The organism is Citrobacter werkmanii (assembly GCF_008693645.1).
In the GTDB taxonomy this organism is placed as follows: domain Bacteria; phylum Pseudomonadota; class Gammaproteobacteria; order Enterobacterales; family Enterobacteriaceae; genus Citrobacter; species Citrobacter werkmanii.
Window position 1 is genome coordinate 88,038 of sequence record NZ_CP044101.1, and the last position, 16,426, is coordinate 104,463.

14 protein-coding genes and 1 tRNA gene are annotated in these 16,426 nt (G+C 50.5%); 9 read left to right on the plus strand and 6 right to left on the minus strand.

What is annotated here, in order from left to right; genetic code table 11:
* Positions 1 to 133: 133 nt before the first annotated feature.
* Together yicI and FOB24_RS01105 are read right to left on the minus strand one after the other, a co-directional pair.
* Positions 134 to 2,452: an alpha-xylosidase gene (gene yicI, locus FOB24_RS01100; RefSeq protein WP_150344424.1), complete on the minus strand. Its 2,319-nt coding sequence runs from the start codon at positions 2,450 to 2,452 to the stop codon at positions 134 to 136.
* A 10-nt stretch (positions 2,453 to 2,462) separates the two neighbouring features.
* Positions 2,463 to 3,845 carry a glycoside-pentoside-hexuronide family transporter gene (locus tag FOB24_RS01105; protein ID WP_150344425.1) on the minus strand — a complete coding sequence of 461 codons (1,383 nt, stop codon included), beginning with the start codon at positions 3,843 to 3,845 and terminating at the stop codon, positions 2,463 to 2,465.
* 290 nt (positions 3,846 to 4,135) lie between these two features.
* On the opposite strand from FOB24_RS01105, the gene FOB24_RS01110 reads away from it, so the two are divergent.
* Both FOB24_RS01110 and FOB24_RS01115 read left to right on the plus strand, forming a co-directional pair.
* Positions 4,136 to 4,230: transfer RNA gene (locus tag FOB24_RS01110), tRNA-Sec, on the plus strand.
* Positions 4,231 to 4,301: 71 nt separating this feature from the next.
* The gene (locus FOB24_RS01115) at positions 4,302 to 4,877 is read left to right on the plus strand and encodes a DUF6680 family protein (protein ID WP_121529726.1); all 576 of its coding nucleotides are present in this window, start codon (positions 4,302 to 4,304) and stop codon (positions 4,875 to 4,877) included.
* 7 nt (positions 4,878 to 4,884) lie between these two features.
* Here FOB24_RS01115 and FOB24_RS01120 read toward each other — a convergent pair whose 3' ends face one another.
* Positions 4,885 to 5,076, minus strand: coding sequence for a toxin-antitoxin system HicB family antitoxin (locus tag FOB24_RS01120; protein ID WP_121529727.1), 192 nt, complete (start codon positions 5,074 to 5,076; stop codon positions 4,885 to 4,887).
* Positions 5,077 to 5,212: 136 nt separating this feature from the next.
* Here FOB24_RS01120 and FOB24_RS01125 point away from each other — a divergent pair, with 136 nt between their 5' ends.
* Positions 5,213 to 5,503: a SymE family type I addiction module toxin gene (locus FOB24_RS01125; RefSeq protein ID WP_121529728.1), complete on the plus strand. Its 291-nt coding sequence runs from the start codon at positions 5,213 to 5,215 to the stop codon at positions 5,501 to 5,503.
* 216 nt (positions 5,504 to 5,719) lie between these two features.
* On the opposite strand, the gene misL is transcribed toward FOB24_RS01125, so the two are convergent.
* Both misL and FOB24_RS01135 read right to left on the minus strand, forming a co-directional pair.
* Complete coding sequence (gene misL, locus FOB24_RS01130; RefSeq protein WP_150344426.1) at positions 5,720 to 8,524, minus strand: intestinal colonization autotransporter adhesin MisL; 2,805 nt, start codon at positions 8,522 to 8,524, stop codon at positions 5,720 to 5,722.
* 74 nt (positions 8,525 to 8,598) lie between these two features.
* The gene (locus FOB24_RS01135) at positions 8,599 to 9,216 is read right to left on the minus strand and encodes a helix-turn-helix transcriptional regulator (RefSeq protein WP_150344427.1); all 618 of its coding nucleotides are present in this window, start codon (positions 9,214 to 9,216) and stop codon (positions 8,599 to 8,601) included.
* Positions 9,217 to 9,793: 577 nt separating this feature from the next.
* Between FOB24_RS01135 and FOB24_RS01140 the strand changes: the two genes are divergently transcribed.
* The 3 genes from FOB24_RS01140 (at position 9,794) to FOB24_RS01150 (ending at position 12,866) form a co-directional block, all read left to right on the plus strand.
* Positions 9,794 to 10,567: a winged helix-turn-helix domain-containing protein gene (locus FOB24_RS01140; RefSeq protein WP_085049165.1), complete on the plus strand. Its 774-nt coding sequence runs from the start codon at positions 9,794 to 9,796 to the stop codon at positions 10,565 to 10,567.
* Complete coding sequence (locus FOB24_RS01145) at positions 10,564 to 11,028, plus strand: hypothetical protein (protein ID WP_038635561.1); 465 nt, start codon at positions 10,564 to 10,566, stop codon at positions 11,026 to 11,028. The genes FOB24_RS01140 and FOB24_RS01145 overlap by 4 nt, the downstream gene beginning before the upstream one ends.
* 341 nt (positions 11,029 to 11,369) lie before the next feature.
* Positions 11,370 to 12,866 carry a C69 family dipeptidase gene (locus FOB24_RS01150; protein ID WP_069323827.1) on the plus strand — a complete coding sequence of 499 codons (1,497 nt, stop codon included), beginning with the start codon at positions 11,370 to 11,372 and terminating at the stop codon, positions 12,864 to 12,866.
* A 31-nt stretch (positions 12,867 to 12,897) separates the two neighbouring features.
* On the opposite strand, the gene FOB24_RS01155 is transcribed toward FOB24_RS01150, so the two are convergent.
* Entirely contained in the window at positions 12,898 to 13,800 is a 903-nt protein-coding gene (locus tag FOB24_RS01155) for a LysR family transcriptional regulator (RefSeq protein WP_150344428.1), read from the minus strand.
* A gap of 104 nt (positions 13,801 to 13,904) precedes the next feature.
* Between FOB24_RS01155 and FOB24_RS01160 the strand changes: the two genes are divergently transcribed.
* The 3 genes from FOB24_RS01160 (at position 13,905) to FOB24_RS01170 (ending at position 16,400) form a co-directional block, all read left to right on the plus strand.
* Positions 13,905 to 14,912, plus strand: coding sequence for a zinc-binding alcohol dehydrogenase family protein (locus tag FOB24_RS01160; RefSeq protein ID WP_150344429.1), 1,008 nt, complete (start codon positions 13,905 to 13,907; stop codon positions 14,910 to 14,912).
* Position 14,913: 1 nt separating this feature from the next.
* Positions 14,914 to 15,219 (plus strand): putative quinol monooxygenase, encoded by a 306-nt coding sequence (locus FOB24_RS01165; protein ID WP_042311525.1) that lies wholly within the window; start codon positions 14,914 to 14,916, stop codon positions 15,217 to 15,219.
* Positions 15,220 to 15,719: 500 nt separating this feature from the next.
* Positions 15,720 to 16,400 (plus strand): hydrolase, encoded by a 681-nt coding sequence (locus tag FOB24_RS01170; protein ID WP_150344430.1) that lies wholly within the window; start codon positions 15,720 to 15,722, stop codon positions 16,398 to 16,400.
* The last annotated feature ends 26 nt before the right edge of the window (positions 16,401 to 16,426 follow it).

The following is a 16,426-nucleotide window of genomic DNA, read 5'->3' on the forward strand; positions in this document are numbered from 1 at the left end:
GGGAATTAGAGTGATAGCGCTCGCAAATATGGGTAGGTAAAATTTTAAGTCAGAATATTTTTGATTTTCAGATCTGGAACGCTGCTCGCAGCGTGGGCCGGATAAAACACATCCGGCACCACGTAGACTGAATTTACAGGGTAATCGTCAGAGTATCACCTTCAGGCGCTATCACTACGCCCTGCTCACTGCCGGCATATGAACCGCCCTTCACGCCGCTAATTTGCGGGATATTACGCAGGCACAACGTCCAGTTACGCGCTTCACCGCGACCTTGTACGGTGATGGTTTTACCCGCACGTATCGCCTTCAGCGTGAAGATAACCGACCCGTCAGCAGCCGGGACCTCACAGACCGCTTCCCTATCCTCTTGCAAATGGAACAACTGGAATGCGGTCCCTTCATGCCAGGCATAGTCCGGCTTCTGGTTATTACTGCCCAGCGCCAGCAGGGTGTTGTCGCGCACGTACACCGGCAGACTGAGGAAGTCATGCTGCTGTTTGTACCAGCGGCAGCCCTGCACTTCGTCGTTGTGCCACAGATGCGTCCAGCGGCCTTCCGGCAGATAAAACTGCACGTTACCGGCTTCGGAGAAGACTGGCGCCACCATTACCGAATCACCCAGCATATACTGGCGATCGAGATAGTCGCATGCAGGATCGTCCGGGAACTCCAGCATCATGGCGCGCAGCATCGGCGTGCCGTGTTCGTTCGCCAGCGCGGCCTGACGATACAAATACGGCATCAGGCGGCACTTCATTTCGGTGAAATAACGCACCACATCGCAGGACTCTTCATCGTACGCCCATGGCACGCGGTAGGATTTGCTGCCGTGCAGGCGGCTATGGCTGGAGAGCAGCCCGAATGCACACCAGCGCTTGTAGACGTCCGCCGGGGCGGTGTTTTCGAAGCCGCCAATGTCGTGGCTCCAGAAGCCAAAGCCGGAGAGACCAATGGATAAGCCGCCGCGCAAGCTTTCGGCCATGGATTCATAGTTGGCGTAGCAGTCCCCGCCCCAGTGCACCGGAAACTGCTGCGCGCCCACGGAGGCGGAACGGGCGAACAGCACCGCCTCTTCTTCTCCGACGGTCTCTTTCAGCACGTTCCACACCAGTTCGTTGTAGATGTAGGCATAATGGTTGTGCATTTTCTGCGGGTCTGAGCCATCAAACCACTGCACATCCGTTGGAATGCGTTCGCCGAAATCAGTTTTGAAGCAGTCCACGCCCATCTCCACCAGACCTTTCAGCTTGTTGGCATACCATTCGCAGGCTTGCGGGTTGGTGAAGTCGTAAATTGCCAGCCCCGGCTGCCATTTATCCCACTGCCACAGGGAACCGTCCGGGCGTTTGAGCAGATAACCTTTCTCTTTCAGCTCCTTGAAAACAGGTGATTTCTGACCGATGTACGGATTGATCCATACGCAGACTTTCAGCCCTTTCGCTTTCAGGCGCTGAATCATGCCTTTCGGGTCCGGGAAGGTCACCGGATCCCACTCGAAGTCACACCACTGGAAAGCCTTCATCCAGAAGCAGTCGAAGTGGAAAACGTGCAGCGGTAGATTGCGCTCGGACATGCCGTCGATAAAGCTGTTCACCGTCGCTTCGTCATAGTTGGTGGTAAACGAGGTGGTCAGCCACAGGCCGAACGACCAGGCGGGCGGCAGTGCTGGACGACCGGTAAAGCGGGTATAGCGATCCAGCACCGCTTTCGGCGTCGGGCCGTCGATGACGAAATATTCCAGATACTCGCTTTCGACGCTGAACTGCACTTTCGATACTTTCTCAGAACCAATTTCAAACGATACGCACTGCGGATGGTTCACCAGCACGCCGTAGCCACGGTTGGTGATATAGAACGGGATGTTCTTGTAAGACTGCTCGGTACTGGTGCCGCCATCGCGGTTCCAGGTCTCTACCGTCTGCCCATTACGCACCAACGCGGTAAAGCGCTCGCCCAGCCCGTACACCGTTTCACCGACGCCCAGATCCAGGCGCTCGAACATGTAATTGCGTCCGCTGTTGGCGTCCTGTACATAGCCGTTGTTTTTCAACTGGCTGCCGGTAATGCGTTCACCGTTACGCAGGAAATCCAGCGACCAGAACTCGCCTTTGGTGACGCGAACGCTCAAATTACCGCTCTTCAGCTCAGCGAACTCAGCGGTGTTCTGCATCTCAACGTTTACGTCCTGCTGCACGTTCAGCGGGTAATGCGGACCGGTATCCAACGCGCCCTGGAAGTGTTCCATCCGGACACCCACCACGCCTTCCTGCGGCGAAAAAAGGCGCAGCGTGAACAACGGGGTATCGAGTTGCCAGGTCCGTTCACGTACGTCACGCGGCGCAACGTAGACCAGCATCTCATTACCTTGCTGTTCAACCTCGAACACCTGGACAGGGTTAATCACATTCAGGCCGGGCTGAATCAGCCAGTTTCCGTCGCTAATTTTCATAATCGGTTCCTTAGTTCTGTAATTCTTTCGTCGTAAAATCTTGCTGATTACGGTGCGCACCCTGCGCCAGCTGACGCATAATTTCAGTCAGATACGGGGTTTTCAGGGTGTAGAAGCATTTGGCAATCACGGCACTCAGCAGGTAGCAAATAGCCGGAATAAGGGTGAACAATGCAATGATGATGGTGATGGTGGCGCTGTTTTGCGTTTTCGCCGCGGCATCGTAGCCACCGCCTGCCAGCATCCAGCCGATCAGCGCCCCGCCAAGCGCCAGACCCAGCTTGAGCACGAACAACGTTCCCGCAAAACTGATGCCCGTCAGACGTTTGCCGTTACACCACTCGCCATAATCAACGGTGTCGGACATCATTACCCACTGGATTGGCGTTACGAGCTGATGCAGGACGCCAATCACGAAGATAAAGACGAACATGGTGATGTTGGCGTGCATCGGCACGAAGAACATCGCCACGCTGATGACGGCCAGCAGGGCATTCGTCCACCAGAAAACGCTGACTTTGCATTTCCAGTCAGTCAGCGGTTTTGCCAGCGCAGAGCCAATCAGATTGCCGACGCAATAGGTGGTAAGGAAAGCGACAAATACTTCCGGTGTGCCCAAAATCCAGGTGACGTAATACATCATCGCACCGCCGCGAATGCAGACCGCCATAATGTTGAGGATGGTGAGCAAGCCGACAATGCGCCACTGGTCGTTCTGCCAGATATCACGCAGGTCTTCACGCATTGAATTGTTGGTTGGCGGCGCTTCAACACGTTCTTTGGTGGTGAAAAAGCAGAATGCGAGCATCAGGAACGCCACAACCGAGAGCACTGCGATTCCCCCCTGGAAGCCCAGCGCCTTGTTTTCGCCGCCAATCAGCTTTACCAGCGGCATCATCAGGACGGTGGAGAGCATGCCGCCCGCCGTTGCCAGCACAAAGCGCCACGACTGCAGGGAGATGCGCTGCGTCGGGTCATTGGTGATCACGCCGCCCAGCGCGCAATAAGGGATATTGACCACGGTATAAAGCAGGGTTAGCAGCGTGTAGGTGATGACGGCATAAATCATTTTGCCGTGCAGGCTGAAGTCCGGCGTGCTGTAGGCAAGCACACAAACCAGACCAAACGGCAGCGCGCCAAACAGCACCCACGGACGAAATTTCCCCCAGCGTGAACGGGTTCGGTCAGCAAGCAGCCCCATGCAGGGATCTGAGATGGCATCCAACGCGCGGGCCAGTAAGAACATGGTGCCGACAAATCCGGCTGGGATACCAAAGATATCGGTATAAAAGAACATCATATATAACATGACATTATCGAAGATGATGTGGCTGGCGGCATCGCCCATGCCGTAGCCAATCTTCTCCTTAACAGACAGAATCTCACTTTTCATTACGCATCCTTGTTTGCACTTTCACACGCACTGGTACCGGTTACAGTTCTTGTAAACCATCCCTGTGAGCGCGGGTATTGCGATATCTCGTTATCAAATTACGATTCTTGTTTTCTGTGATCAGGGTAGCGTCTAAAAATGTGTCCAAGTGTAAGTAATGGATTTTGCGAGGATTTATTTGAAACGGGTCATGGTATGGAGAAACGGAAGTTAAAAAAGTGAGTGAGGGGGTGTGGAAACCCGAGGAAGTAGCTATAATGCGCCCCGCCTCCATGTAGCAATCGAGGCGCGGAAGATCGTCATCTCCGGTGAGGTGGCTGGACTTCAAATCCAGTTGGGGACGCCAGCGTTCCCGGGCAGGTTCGACTCCTGTGATCTTCCGCCAAAATTCTCATATCATCCTCAAAGATTTTATTTCGTTTCAATTGTCATAACCTTCAGAATTAAGGAAAAGACATGAGTTGGGCACTAGCTATCGCTACTATTTTTGCTACGCTTTTAAGTCCTTTGCTCGCAGTCAGAGTACAAAAGCTTATCGAAAAACATTCAGAAAAGAGAAACATAAAAGTTAATATATTTACCGAACTAATGGCAACAAGATCGACCGCAGCTCGCCTTTCTAATGAGCACGTTAGAGCACTGAATATGATCGACTTAGCATTCTATGGTGATATAAAAGGAAGTATAAGCAAAAGGACAAAATCCGAAAAAAAAGTCCTTGATGCCTGGAAAGAATATTTCACTCATTTATGCACACACTGTCCAGAAAGTGAGAGTGGTAACACGATGTGGAATCAGACTAGCGATAGATTATTTGTGAATTTACTTTCTGCTATGGCTGAAGATATAGGCTACGATTTTGATCGAGTTCATTTGCAGAATGCTATTTATATACCAGTTGCTCACGGACAAATGAATTTAGAAAATCAAAAAATTCGCAAAGGCCTAGCTTCAATTTTCTCTGGTGAAACAGCATTAAAAATGGATGTAGTTTCTTTTCCCGAATCTTCTGACACTCAAAATTCTCAATAGAACTAACCTACATTTCTGGCTCAATACCTAATTTACGTAATTCCTTTCTCCCCAAGGTTTTGAGCCAATTCCCCAAACTCATCCCCTCTGCTTTTGCAGCAGCCTCGAACTGCGCCTTTAACTCAGGCGTGATACGGATCTGAAAAGTTGGTGCTTTTCCAGATTTAGACTGATTTGGATCACGTTTAGCCGTTGACATGTACGTACCTACAAGCGCAAGATATCACCAATCAGGTACGTACCTTTTTCTCTGCCGACCTGACTTATAAACGCCCTCGCCCGGTATTCGCAGTACCCGACGAGAGCTAACCTCACCAACTATCAAGGAGTTGATTATGGCTGATTCGCATTCTACCCCAGACACCGACCAATCCGGAACCGAGCGTTCGGTAATTGTGGGATATCGCCCGAATGTTTTCGACAAATCCACGCCAAAAATTATTCTTTCCGGCAAGTGGCTACGCGACGCGGGGTTTGATACCGGCCAACAGATTACCGTAAAAGTGATGAATGGCTGTATCGTCCTGATGGTCTATGGCGAGCAGGAACAACGGTTGCAGGATGAACTGAAAGAGGCCAGTCAGAAGCTGAACAGAATCGAGAGCACACTGGCGACTCTCCAGTGAAATACGGCTGAACCTGCAAGCGGTACTTACAGGTTCAATTGGTGCCGGATGGCGCTTGCACTTATCCGGCCTACGGGCTGCATGCAACAAGTGACAACATTGCGGCTTTTTATTGCAGTTGTTCGGTTTTACCGAACAACTGCAATAACCATCATATTTCATACGTAATAAAGCCGCCGATCGGTTAATCAGCGGCTTTTCCATTACTCACTTACATCAGAAATTATATTTCACGCCAAGCATACCGCGGGTATCGCTGTAGCCTTTGTCGCCAACCTGTTGGGCCACGTTGCTCCATACGTTGAGGCGCGGGGTGATTTGACCTTCAACACCCACTTTCAGCTCGCCGATGTTCTTCGTGCCGCGCATGTCGTTTCTCACATCGTCCATCTTCACGCTGGCAGTCTGCGTGTTATGGATCCAGTTGGCTTCGACAAACGGCTGGAACTCGCGAGATTTACCGTCATCGATGGCGTTATGGCCGTTGATAAAGGCTTTCACGCCCAGACGAGTCATCAGGTTGCCATCGGTGTCATCCTTCACGCGGGTCCCGTTCGCTTCGCGATGGCTGTCGGCCTGCACGTCCATCCACACCACCTGCGCTTTCGGTTGCAGCCAGTAGCTATTGCGCTCGCTTTCGCCCAGTTTAAAGCTGTAACCGGCTTCGACCGAGGCGGTGATACCGCTGGATTTATATTTCTCTGTCGCCTGCTCCTGACCCATCACTTTGTTATCAAACCAGTTGTACAGCGCCCAGGTATCTACGTAGGTACCGGTCTTGTCTGCGTCATTGGCATACCAGGTGCCGTACAGCCCCACGCTGTAACCGGTGACCTGACCACGAGAGTGGTAGCCGGTCAGGCTGGACTGCGTGCGGTTCTGGCTGTTGGCATAACCTGCCATCGCGCCAATATGCCAGCGGTCGAGGCCATCGCTACTCCATTGCGCCAGATCGCCGCCTAACTGTAAGACGTAGCTGTTGCTTTGGGTTTTCAACTGCCCGCTACCGTCTTTGAAGCGGGTATGCGCGCCAACGTTACGCATCCACAGACTGGTCACTTTTTTCTCGCCCGTCAGCATGTCGACGTACTGCGTTTCACCCAGACGATCGTGCAGTCGGGTCATGAACAGTGTGTTAGCGGCATAGTTGTTCGCCAGATAACTGCCGGCTTCCGGACGATACTGTTGCTCCGTGACCGGCGGAACATGAGGCTCTTCCGGCTCAGGAATAACCGGGTCCACAGGGTCGATCGGGTCCGGGTCGACCGGATCAGGGATAATCGGATCAACCGGGTCCGGGTCTACGGGATCAGGGTCAACAGGGTCCACCGGATCGGGCGGAGCAGGAATGAAGCTGGTCAGATACCAGTTGCGGCCCTTCTGCACTACGTTATAGTCGTACGCCCCGGCGACAATACGGCTCGCTTTATCAAATGTGCCGTCAGAGTTGCCAGCAACCTCGATTATCTCAATGCCTTCAACGGTCTGCGCCCCGGTACCGCCAATGTTGTTCACCGCCACAAAGGCATTACCCGCTGTGTTGCCGAGCACTGTCAACTTATTGGTTTCGGAGGCATCGTCATTCAGAACGGTATTGAAAACCAGTTTGCCGCCATTCCCGGTAAAATCTTCGTTAATCGTAAGCGTCTGCCACGGTTCGCCGTCAGCATGGCCAAAGTTAACCACTGCCCCACTGTTCAGCGTCAGGTCGGTCAGCGTTGAGCTGTTGGTCATATTCCAGGTCGCATCGCTCATTTGCAGCGAGATGACCCCCGTCCCGGCGGTCGCGCTGGTGATATAAGACGCCCCGCTCCATAGCGAGTTGTCGGTCATGTTGAGCTTAATCGTACTGTTTTGCTGGGGCAGGCTGCTGGTCGCGTTTGTCCCTCCGGCAGCATGAAGATCTCCGTCGATAAGGAAGCGTCCACCGGCGGATCCGTCTACGGTGCCGCCCGTTTCGGTGCTGATGGCATAGCTTTCAGTACTGTGGTCGCCCACCATAGTAATCGCGGCGCCGCCGGCCAGGTTTATCGCCCCGCGTGAAATCGCAAACAGGCCGCGTGGCGCTTTGCTGTATGAAGCCGCTTTTCCAGAACTGTTCACGATAATGGTCGCGTTATCGCCCAGGTTCACGGTCGCGTTGGTGGAATAGACCGCATGCGCGCTCGCGCCGTTAACCGTAATAGTGGCGTTATTACCCAGTTCCGTTTTAGAAGATGTGGCAGCATAAATGCCCGTTGAGGAGGCGCCAGACGTCTCGATGGTAGCGTCATTGCCAAGCAGGATTGAGGAACCGCTCTGCCCGGAGCGAAGACCTTCAGAGCCGTCGCCGGTCGTCACAATATGCGCACGATCGCCAACGACAATCGTATTTTTGGCAAGCGTCGCATCTCGCATGGCATTGGCGGTGATACCACGCCCCTGGTTACCCGTCGTTTTGATGTACAGATCATCACCGACGTAGATATTAGCCGAGCCTATCCAGCCCTGGCCTATCGCGTTATAACCGGCGTTAATACCGTCACCATCCTGACCGTCTACATAAATACTGGTGCGATCCCCGGTGATGATAAAGACCGGGTTATCCGGCGTATTGGCCCCATGCGTGCGGATACCGTCAACATCTTTACCATTATTGGCGGCATTCTTTGACTGGGTGCGGATCGTCAGGTCGTCACCAAAAATAACGCCCGGACTACCCGTCGCGCTGTTCTGAATAACAGTAACAGAGTGCTCAAAAGCTTCAGCACCGGGTCCATTTAACGTTAATCCATTACCATAAACAGGAATGGTGCCCGCACTCCACTGATAAACATAATTTGGCATGGCGCTGGTTTTAGCGAAATTGGCATTGGCCTGCGCAGGGATTATTGCCTGCAATTCCGGGGGCAGACTGCTAACCAGACCGCTGGAAGGAAGACTATCAACATCAACCCAGGCTGCATGGGCTGAAAATACCATAGACGTTAATGCGGCTGAAACCGCGATGGCAATACGAGAGTAAGATTTGGGATTTGGCATATTAGCCTCCTGCTATCAGGCGTAGAGCGTCCACCACATCGCAAGGATGTGAAATAATAAAAATCAGAAATGCGTTATAAAATATTCGATAGTATTTGATGAATACTATGGCCCAACTTATCTTCAAGCCGGAGCTTATAGACGTATATTTTCTTAATATCAATATTATCTATTTGGGTAATTTGCTGAATACTTTTTCCTGAGACAAATCGCTTCAGTAATATCATTTCTGTATAGTTGAGTGTGCGCCCACGTTTACTGTTAGCGAGATGACCCGTAAATAATCGTCTCATCTTCTGATGCTGTACGTCATCATCATCATCAGAATATATAATGCCTTGTATTTTATTGCTTTTCGACAGCCAGTAATTGGCTAACGGCGCCAGGTTCCGGTCCGCAATCAAAACAATATGCATACCGCTATACGCCAGACGGTCAACCCATTTCGGGTCAGCGAACAGGCGCAGGTTGGGGAAGGAGAAATCCACAAAAATAAACCCGCGGGATAAATGGTTTTGATTATTAAGCAAAAGTTTTTCAACAACGCCTCGTTGTAGAAAACCGTTTCCCTCAGGCCAGATCGCAAAAGCGGCACGGTGACAGTAGCTGGCGCGTACCGCAGTATCCGGAAATAATTGACAGGATAATTCACAGCTTATGCAACGAATACTCTGTGATGGGGATCTGTTCATAAAAAATGACTCCTGTTATTTTTCCATAAATATTTCATCGGTAAATAAATGTGTCAATCCGACACGTATGACATTCCTTGTCAGTTAATAACAGCAACCCTAAAAAAATGTAATAAACTCTTGATGCGCTAATATGTACGTACGGTAAGCAATGCCATACCGCTAAGTTTTTTTGTGTTTTATCTCAGAATAACAATCTGGGCATTAGGAATTTTATGCATAAATTAAAACCCTAGGATAAATCTTAAAAAAGCACTATTTGCTAAAAAATAACCGCTGTAAAGGTTACTCGTTAATTACACAATTCAGATAACTCAATCACCCTTGTTGCTCTGTGGATAAATATAATGATAACCCAGATAAAACTGTAATGAATTCTCATTATTTAACATTAGCTAATTCCCACCTAAGAAATTAAGTTAATAACATATTGTATTTGAAGGATTTTTACCCCCTAAGTGAAATTCTTATCTTAGATCATGTACAAAGAGTGAGGCGTCTTATCGATTTGGATGTAAAATTTAAGGGGTGTGCAAGGACACGCTGTGATACGTTTTCGTTACTGAGGGCTGGGCAATTGTATCTTATCAATCAGTTGGTCGAATTTAATCCTGATAGCAAAAGTCTGGTCAATCGTCAGACCGGGCGCACAATACAACTCCAGCTCCCAGCTTCGCTCTGTTTTCTCTATTTAATTACTCACGCAAGTGACATTGTTTCCCAGAACACGTTGATGATAGTGGGTTGGGGAGAGAGAAATAATGTCACCAGCACCAACACGTTCTACCAGGCAATTCTGACGTTACGTAATGCGCTGGCGGAAGTGGGACTACCGCGTGATACGGTGAAAACTATTTCCCGGCGAGGGCTGAGATTGAATGAAAACACTCAAGTAGAAGTGATAACGGATCCTCAGAGTGACGTTTCCCAGTCACCGGTTATTGAGGAGCGCGCGCCTGCAAAGGTAATTCTTACCGCACCACAACAAACGACGCAGATCTCCTGGTGGAACATTTTATTTAGCGTTAGTGTTGTTATTGCTACTCTGGTTATCTGGCTGGTGTGGTATCAGACTCGCCCGGTTATGCCATTTAGTAAGTTTGTCTCTGTTTCCATGCAGATCCCTTCGCGGCAAAACTGCAAAATTTATTACTCTCCGAATGAGTACGACCAGCATGGCTATTTCAGTCTGATGCAACTTCATCCTTTTCTCTGTGAAAACAACAAACACGTGTTTCTATCCGGCTACCTCAAAGCAGAAAGGATGGTGGCATTTGTATGCGATAAAGATGCGCGGATTGATGCCCACGCATTTTGTACTACCCATTATTACTGGATGCGCGGGCAATGAAAAAAACACGCCACATAATCTTGCTCACTATTGGCCTGGCTACCTTGCTCGGTTCAGGCAGTTGGCTATGGTATTCGCGCTATGCCGAAAAGCCGCTGAATTGCGTTGGGAACGTTGAATGGAATATTGGCAGCAACCGCTTTGCCGGTACGGTTTCATTTCGGATGTACAACCAGGAAGGTTTATCAACAATTACCGGTAAACTGTATGGGCGTAATACCTCAGACATCAGCAGGAACATCTATTTCAGCTACACCCAACAGCGTGATGCGCGGGTGTTACAGGCCATGCAAGTCGTCAAAACCTTCGCCGACACGGCCGATGAAGCGGATATCAACAATACGTTGCCCGGGTTTTATCGGCAGACCGGACGCAGCCTGAGCCTGGTCATGGAGGAGTATAAGGGCGCATGGATTTTCGCCAGTTCCAATGTTCCCTCGCTGTATTGCCGCAAAAGGTAACGTCATATCCGGAAACAAAAAGCACGGTGCTGCCACGGGATTCACTTTTGTCATCATTAACTTACGCGACACAGGTCACTGAATCCACTAATAAGCCATTCTATTCTTCACCGCGAATCAGGAAACATCCTGAATATCAGGATATTCGTTGCGTAATAATTAAGCGAAATGGACGTTTTATTTTGTCCAGAAGACTTCAACCTACGCATGAATATTTGGAGAAGACGTGGGCAGGGGCGTTTATCTCTCTCGCGAGACATGTCTGAGCATTCAGACGTTATCGCATTTCAGGAAACGGTATGTTTCCGGTGTATTTTTGGCGTACATATGAGGGATACGTAATGTTTACTTTTAAAAAGTGCCTGATTGCACTTTCAATAAATTTGGCAGTTGTTTCGTCAGGTTTTGCTTGTACGACCCTGCTGGTCGGCAATGAAGCATCCGCGGACGGCTCCATGTTGGTCGCCCGTAGCGCAGACAGCGATGCCCTGAAAGCACAGCATTTTGTCATTCATCCGGCAAAACAGAATCAGACCGGGGTATACAGCACCAAAGCACATAATGGCGCGAATGATTTTACCTGGCCACTGCCGAAAAACTCTCTGCGTTATACCACTGTCCCAAACTGGAAAACTCAACTGCACGGCGCGACCGGATTTAACGAACTGGGCGTCGGTGTGAGTGGAACAGAATCTATTTTTGCTTCACCAAAAGCGCTGGCCGCCGACCCGTACGTTGAGGATAAAGGGATCACTGAAGACGATATCCCGGATATTCTGCTGTCGCAGAGCAAAACCGCACGTGATGCCGTTGCGCTGCTGGGACATATTGTTGAAACCGTCGGTGCGGGCGAAGGCTTTGGCGTTGCCGTCGTCGACGATAACGAGATCTGGTACCTGGAAACCGGCAGCGGCCACCAGTGGATGGCGCAGCGCCTGCCCAATAACCAATATTTCGCCACCGGTAATCAGGGCCGCCTACAGGATTACGATCCTAAAAACCCGGATATGATGGCGTCAAAAAATCTGATTCAGTTCGCAACGGAAAAAGGTCTGTACGAACCGGCGAAAGATGGCAAATTCAACTTCTCTAAAGCCTATACCCGTGATGACGAGCGTGACCGTACGTATAACGATCCTCGCGTATGGACCATCCAGAAAACGTTCAATCCTTCCGCAAATCAGGATATGGCCAAAGGACGTGAATTCCCGGTCTTCATGAAGCCAGAGAAGAAAATGACGCTGGACGATGTAAAAGCCGTGCTGCGTAGCCACTATGAAGGCACCAGTCATGACCCGTACACCAACGGCCTGAACGGTAAAGAGCCGTGGCGTCCGGTCAGCGTCTTCCGCACCTATGAAGCGCACGTTATGCAGGTACGTCCGTGGTTGCCAAAAGAGATCGGTGAAACAACCTACATTGGTCTGGGTATGGCCGATCTCACCGCCTTTGTTCCGTACTACAGCGGCCTGAAAGCATATCCGGCCAACTATACAATGGGTACAGATAAGGCTGACGATCAATCCATCTACTGGAAATATCGTAAATTGCAGACGCTGACGATGACCGATTATCCGAAGCTCGCGCCAATCGTCAAAAAGGCCTACAAAGCGTGGGAAGATAAAGTGGCGAAGGAGCAAAAAGAGGTCGAAGCAGAATATCTAAAGATGGCGAAAACCAATAAACCTGCCGCAGATAAAATGCTGAATGACTTCAACCTGCGCATCATGGCCGATGCAGAGAAGTTAACGGAAGATCTCACTAATCAGTTGTTTACCATCCGCACCAAAGACATTCAGTCTGATATTTTCTTTGCTAACGCAGCGAAAAAAGACTAAGCCACAGTAATGTACTGGCGCAAAGCGTATCTTAGCTCTGCGCCAGCATTTCACATCGCGCCTTCACGGCGTCATGCAGCAAGCGTACCGCCGTTGAAAGCTGCTTACGATGCGGGCAAATCATATTCAGCGGGACTTTCTCTCCCTGATAATCCGTCATCAGCAGCTGCAATCGCCCTTCGCGTACATCCTCGCTAACATCCAGCCACGACTTGTAGGCAATCCCCTCACCCGCAATCGCCAGCCGTCGGATCACTTCGGCATCATCGCTCATAATCGTGCCGTTGACCTGCACACTGCTGACCTCGCCGTCGTGCGTAAAAGTCCAGCGGTCGTGCAGGCGTCCACGTAAGACAAAGGTCATGGCGTTCAGCTGCGCTAAATCTTCCGGGGTTTTCGGCGCTCCGTTTTGTAAAACCCAATCCGGGGACGCCACCAGCACGCGTCGATTACCCGGCGCAACGGGCAGCGCAATGTATGACGCATCTTCGGTATTGCCATAACGAAATGCGACGTCGACAGGATCTTTAAAGACATCCGTCACCTGATCGGAGAAAAAGATCCGCAAACGCAGCGCAGGATAGCGGCGTCGAAAAGATTGAAAGACCGGCAGCAGCAAATTCCGCCCAAGATCGGAAGGAACGGCGATTTGCAGCGTGCCAGAAACTTCATCTTCCGGGGTCTGAATTTTTTGCAGCCCGGCATGCATCACGTCCAGCATCTGGCGGGCATAGGGCAACCAAATCTCGCCTTCCGGCGTCAGGCGCAGGCTGCGCGTGGAGCGAGCGAACAGGCGGATAGTCAACGTAGACTCCAGGCGCTTGATAGCAGAACTGACCTGAGCAGGCTGAACGCCGGCTTCGCGTGCCGCATCGCTAAAACTATTCAGCGCCGCGGCGCGGACAAACAACGTGAGATCTTCAAGCCGGAACATTTTCACTCCCCGAGTATAAGTCCTGTCGCCGTAGGGCTATTTTTCCCGTTCTGCCGCCGGTTTACCATCGAATTATTCAACTGATTCCTGTGACCGGAGAGAATATGAAAGCCATCGCCATTACCCGCGCCGCGACCGACGGCAATAACATTGAATTTTTACAAGAGATTGACCTGCCCATGCCAGTTGCCACAGGACATGACCTGCTGGTTGAAGTAAAGGCCATTTCCGTCAACCCCGTTGATACCAAGGTCCGCGAAGGTTTTAACGCTGATGTGCCACGCGTACTGGGCTGGGATGCCGTTGGTGTGGTGAAGTCCGTGGGCGAAGCCGTTACTTTGTTCTCGCCTGGCGATGAAGTCTGGTACGCCGGGGCCCTGGGACGTGCGGGCAGTAACAGCGAATTTCAGTTAGTTGATGAACGAATCACCGCGCTGAAACCGCGATCGCTGGATAACGCCTCTGCGGCAGCGCTACCGCTGACCGCAATCACCGCCTGGGAAATGCTTTTCGACCGCCTGGGCATTGAGGAAAACGGCAACGAAGGCGATGTGTTACTGATTGTCGGCGCGGCTGGCGGCGTGGGTTCTATTCTGACGCAACTGGCCAGTAAGCTGACCAAAATGACCGTCATTGGTACCGCATCACGTGCGAAAAGCCAGAAATGGGTACGTGAAGCGGGCGCTCATCATGTGATTGACCACAGCAAGCCGTTGACGGAAGAGCTGGCACGGATAGGTATTAAAGAGGTGACGCACGTTGCCAGCCTGAATAATACCGAACAGCACTACTCGCAAATTATTGCTGCCCTCGCTCCACAGGGGAAACTGGCGCTGATTGACGATCCGCAAACCCTTGATGCGCGTCCGCTGAAAGCCAAAAGCATTTCGCTGCACTGGGAGTTTATGTTTACCCGTTCGATGTTTACCACCCACGACATCATTGCCCAGCATCAGCTATTGACCCGCGTGGCCCAGTTGATCGACGACCACACCATCCATACCACGCTGGGTGAACATTTTGGCGCGATCACGGCGGCGAATCTGCAAAAAGCGCATGCGCAAATTGAAACGGGTCGCTCGGTCGGCAAGATTGTGCTGGAGGGGTTTTAACATGTCTGATGCAGAAGTGATTTCAATTATTGCAGTACTGAAAGCCAAACCAGGGAAAATCGATGCACTGAAACAGGCGCTACAAGCTCTCTTACTGCCCACGCGCCGGGAGGAGGGCAATATTGAGTATGCGTTGTTCCAGTTACGCGACACGCCAGATGTATTTTATGTGCGCGAATCCTGGCGCGGTCAGGCTGGCCTGGACGAACATATCGCCCTGCCGCATTTCCAGTCGTTTGTATTGCAAATGAACGATCTACTGGCCGAGCCGCTACGACTGGATTATCTGACGCCTATAGAGCCGTAATATTAATACCGTGCTTCTCTGCTGTTCGGGGGAGCACAATAAATATCAACTTGAGAATTTACTTAACTCAATAATAACTTAGAAAATAAAATAGACATGATCATTATCCTCTGGAAAACTGTGGCATTAGTCGCAAAATTGACATTGAAGATATATCGTTAATATTCATTTTATTTCACAATAATAATAACCATATAAAAATAAATCACTCAGAAACACCCGCCGAATCTCCATCCCCTTACTTCCAGTACACACCATAAAATAATGTGAATGCAGAAATATAATTTCATAATAACAAGTATTGTTATTTTAATGGGGCAGGAGGAAATTAATTCACTAAGGCAATTCTGATAAAGATAGCTTTAGCCTCCCCCTGAAATTAACCATGAAGATGTCAATAATGGTTAATGAACTGTAGAGCAAAAATGGATATCGCCCAGGCGATTTAGACTTTACTGCAGGTTAGATAGCCTGCAAAAAGCAACAACAAGGAATGGATCATGTCTACACCCGCTAATTTTAATGGCCAACGCCCAGTGATTGATGTCAATGACGCAGTTATGTTGCTTATCGATCATCAAAGCGGCCTGTTCCAGACCGTTGGCGATATGCCAATGACTGAACTGCGTGCAAGAGCTACGGCTCTGGCAAAAATCGCCACCTTATGCAAAATGCCGGTGATTACCACCGCCTCTGTGCCGCAGGGGCCAAACGGTCCGCTTATTCCGGAAATTCATGAGAACGCGCCTCACGCACATTATGTCGCACGCAAAGGTGAAATTAACGCCTGGGATAACAAAGAGTTTGTTGCGGCAGTAAAAGCGACAGGCCGTAAGACGCTGATTATTGCTGGTACCATCACCAGTGTATGCATGGCATTCCCGGCCATCAGCGCGGTAGCAGAAGGTTATAAAGTCTTTGCCGTCATCGATGCTTCCGGTACCTACAGCAAAATGGCGCAGGAGATCACCATGGCCCGCGTCGTACAGGCTGGTGTCGTGCCGATGGATACTGCCGCGGTTGCGTCTGAACTGCAGAAAACCTGGAATCGGGAAGACGCAGCGGAATGGGCTGAAGTCTATGCCAAAATCTTCCCGGCTTATCAGTTACTAATTGAAAGCTATACCAAAGCCCAGGATGTTGTGAAAAATAACGAGCTGCTGGACTCTCAGCGCGCTTAACTTTTCCGATCTTGCACAAACGCCTG

What these genes read in the sequence shown, in the direction of transcription:
- FOB24_RS01170 (WP_150344430.1), top strand. Translation starts at nt 15,720, where the DNA reads ATGTCTACACCCGCTAATTTTAATGGCCAACGCCCAGTGATTGATGTC.
- FOB24_RS01145 (WP_038635561.1), top strand. Translation starts at nt 10,564, where the DNA reads ATGAAAAAAACACGCCACATAATCTTGCTCACTATTGGCCTGGCTACC.
- FOB24_RS01165 (WP_042311525.1), top strand. Translation starts at nt 14,914, where the DNA reads ATGTCTGATGCAGAAGTGATTTCAATTATTGCAGTACTGAAAGCCAAA.
- FOB24_RS01160 (WP_150344429.1), top strand. Translation starts at nt 13,905, where the DNA reads ATGAAAGCCATCGCCATTACCCGCGCCGCGACCGACGGCAATAACATT.
- misL (WP_150344426.1), bottom strand. Translation starts at nt 8,524, where the DNA reads ATGCCAAATCCCAAATCTTACTCTCGTATTGCCATCGCGGTTTCAGCC.
- FOB24_RS01125 (WP_121529728.1), top strand. Translation starts at nt 5,213, where the DNA reads ATGGCTGATTCGCATTCTACCCCAGACACCGACCAATCCGGAACCGAG.
- FOB24_RS01120 (WP_121529727.1), bottom strand. Translation starts at nt 5,076, where the DNA reads ATGTCAACGGCTAAACGTGATCCAAATCAGTCTAAATCTGGAAAAGCA.
- FOB24_RS01155 (WP_150344428.1), bottom strand. Translation starts at nt 13,800, where the DNA reads ATGTTCCGGCTTGAAGATCTCACGTTGTTTGTCCGCGCCGCGGCGCTG.
- FOB24_RS01150 (WP_069323827.1), top strand. Translation starts at nt 11,370, where the DNA reads ATGTTTACTTTTAAAAAGTGCCTGATTGCACTTTCAATAAATTTGGCA.
- yicI (WP_150344424.1), bottom strand. Translation starts at nt 2,452, where the DNA reads ATGAAAATTAGCGACGGAAACTGGCTGATTCAGCCCGGCCTGAATGTG.
- FOB24_RS01135 (WP_150344427.1), bottom strand. Translation starts at nt 9,216, where the DNA reads ATGAACAGATCCCCATCACAGAGTATTCGTTGCATAAGCTGTGAATTA.
- FOB24_RS01115 (WP_121529726.1), top strand. Translation starts at nt 4,302, where the DNA reads ATGAGTTGGGCACTAGCTATCGCTACTATTTTTGCTACGCTTTTAAGT.
- FOB24_RS01105 (WP_150344425.1), bottom strand. Translation starts at nt 3,845, where the DNA reads ATGAAAAGTGAGATTCTGTCTGTTAAGGAGAAGATTGGCTACGGCATG.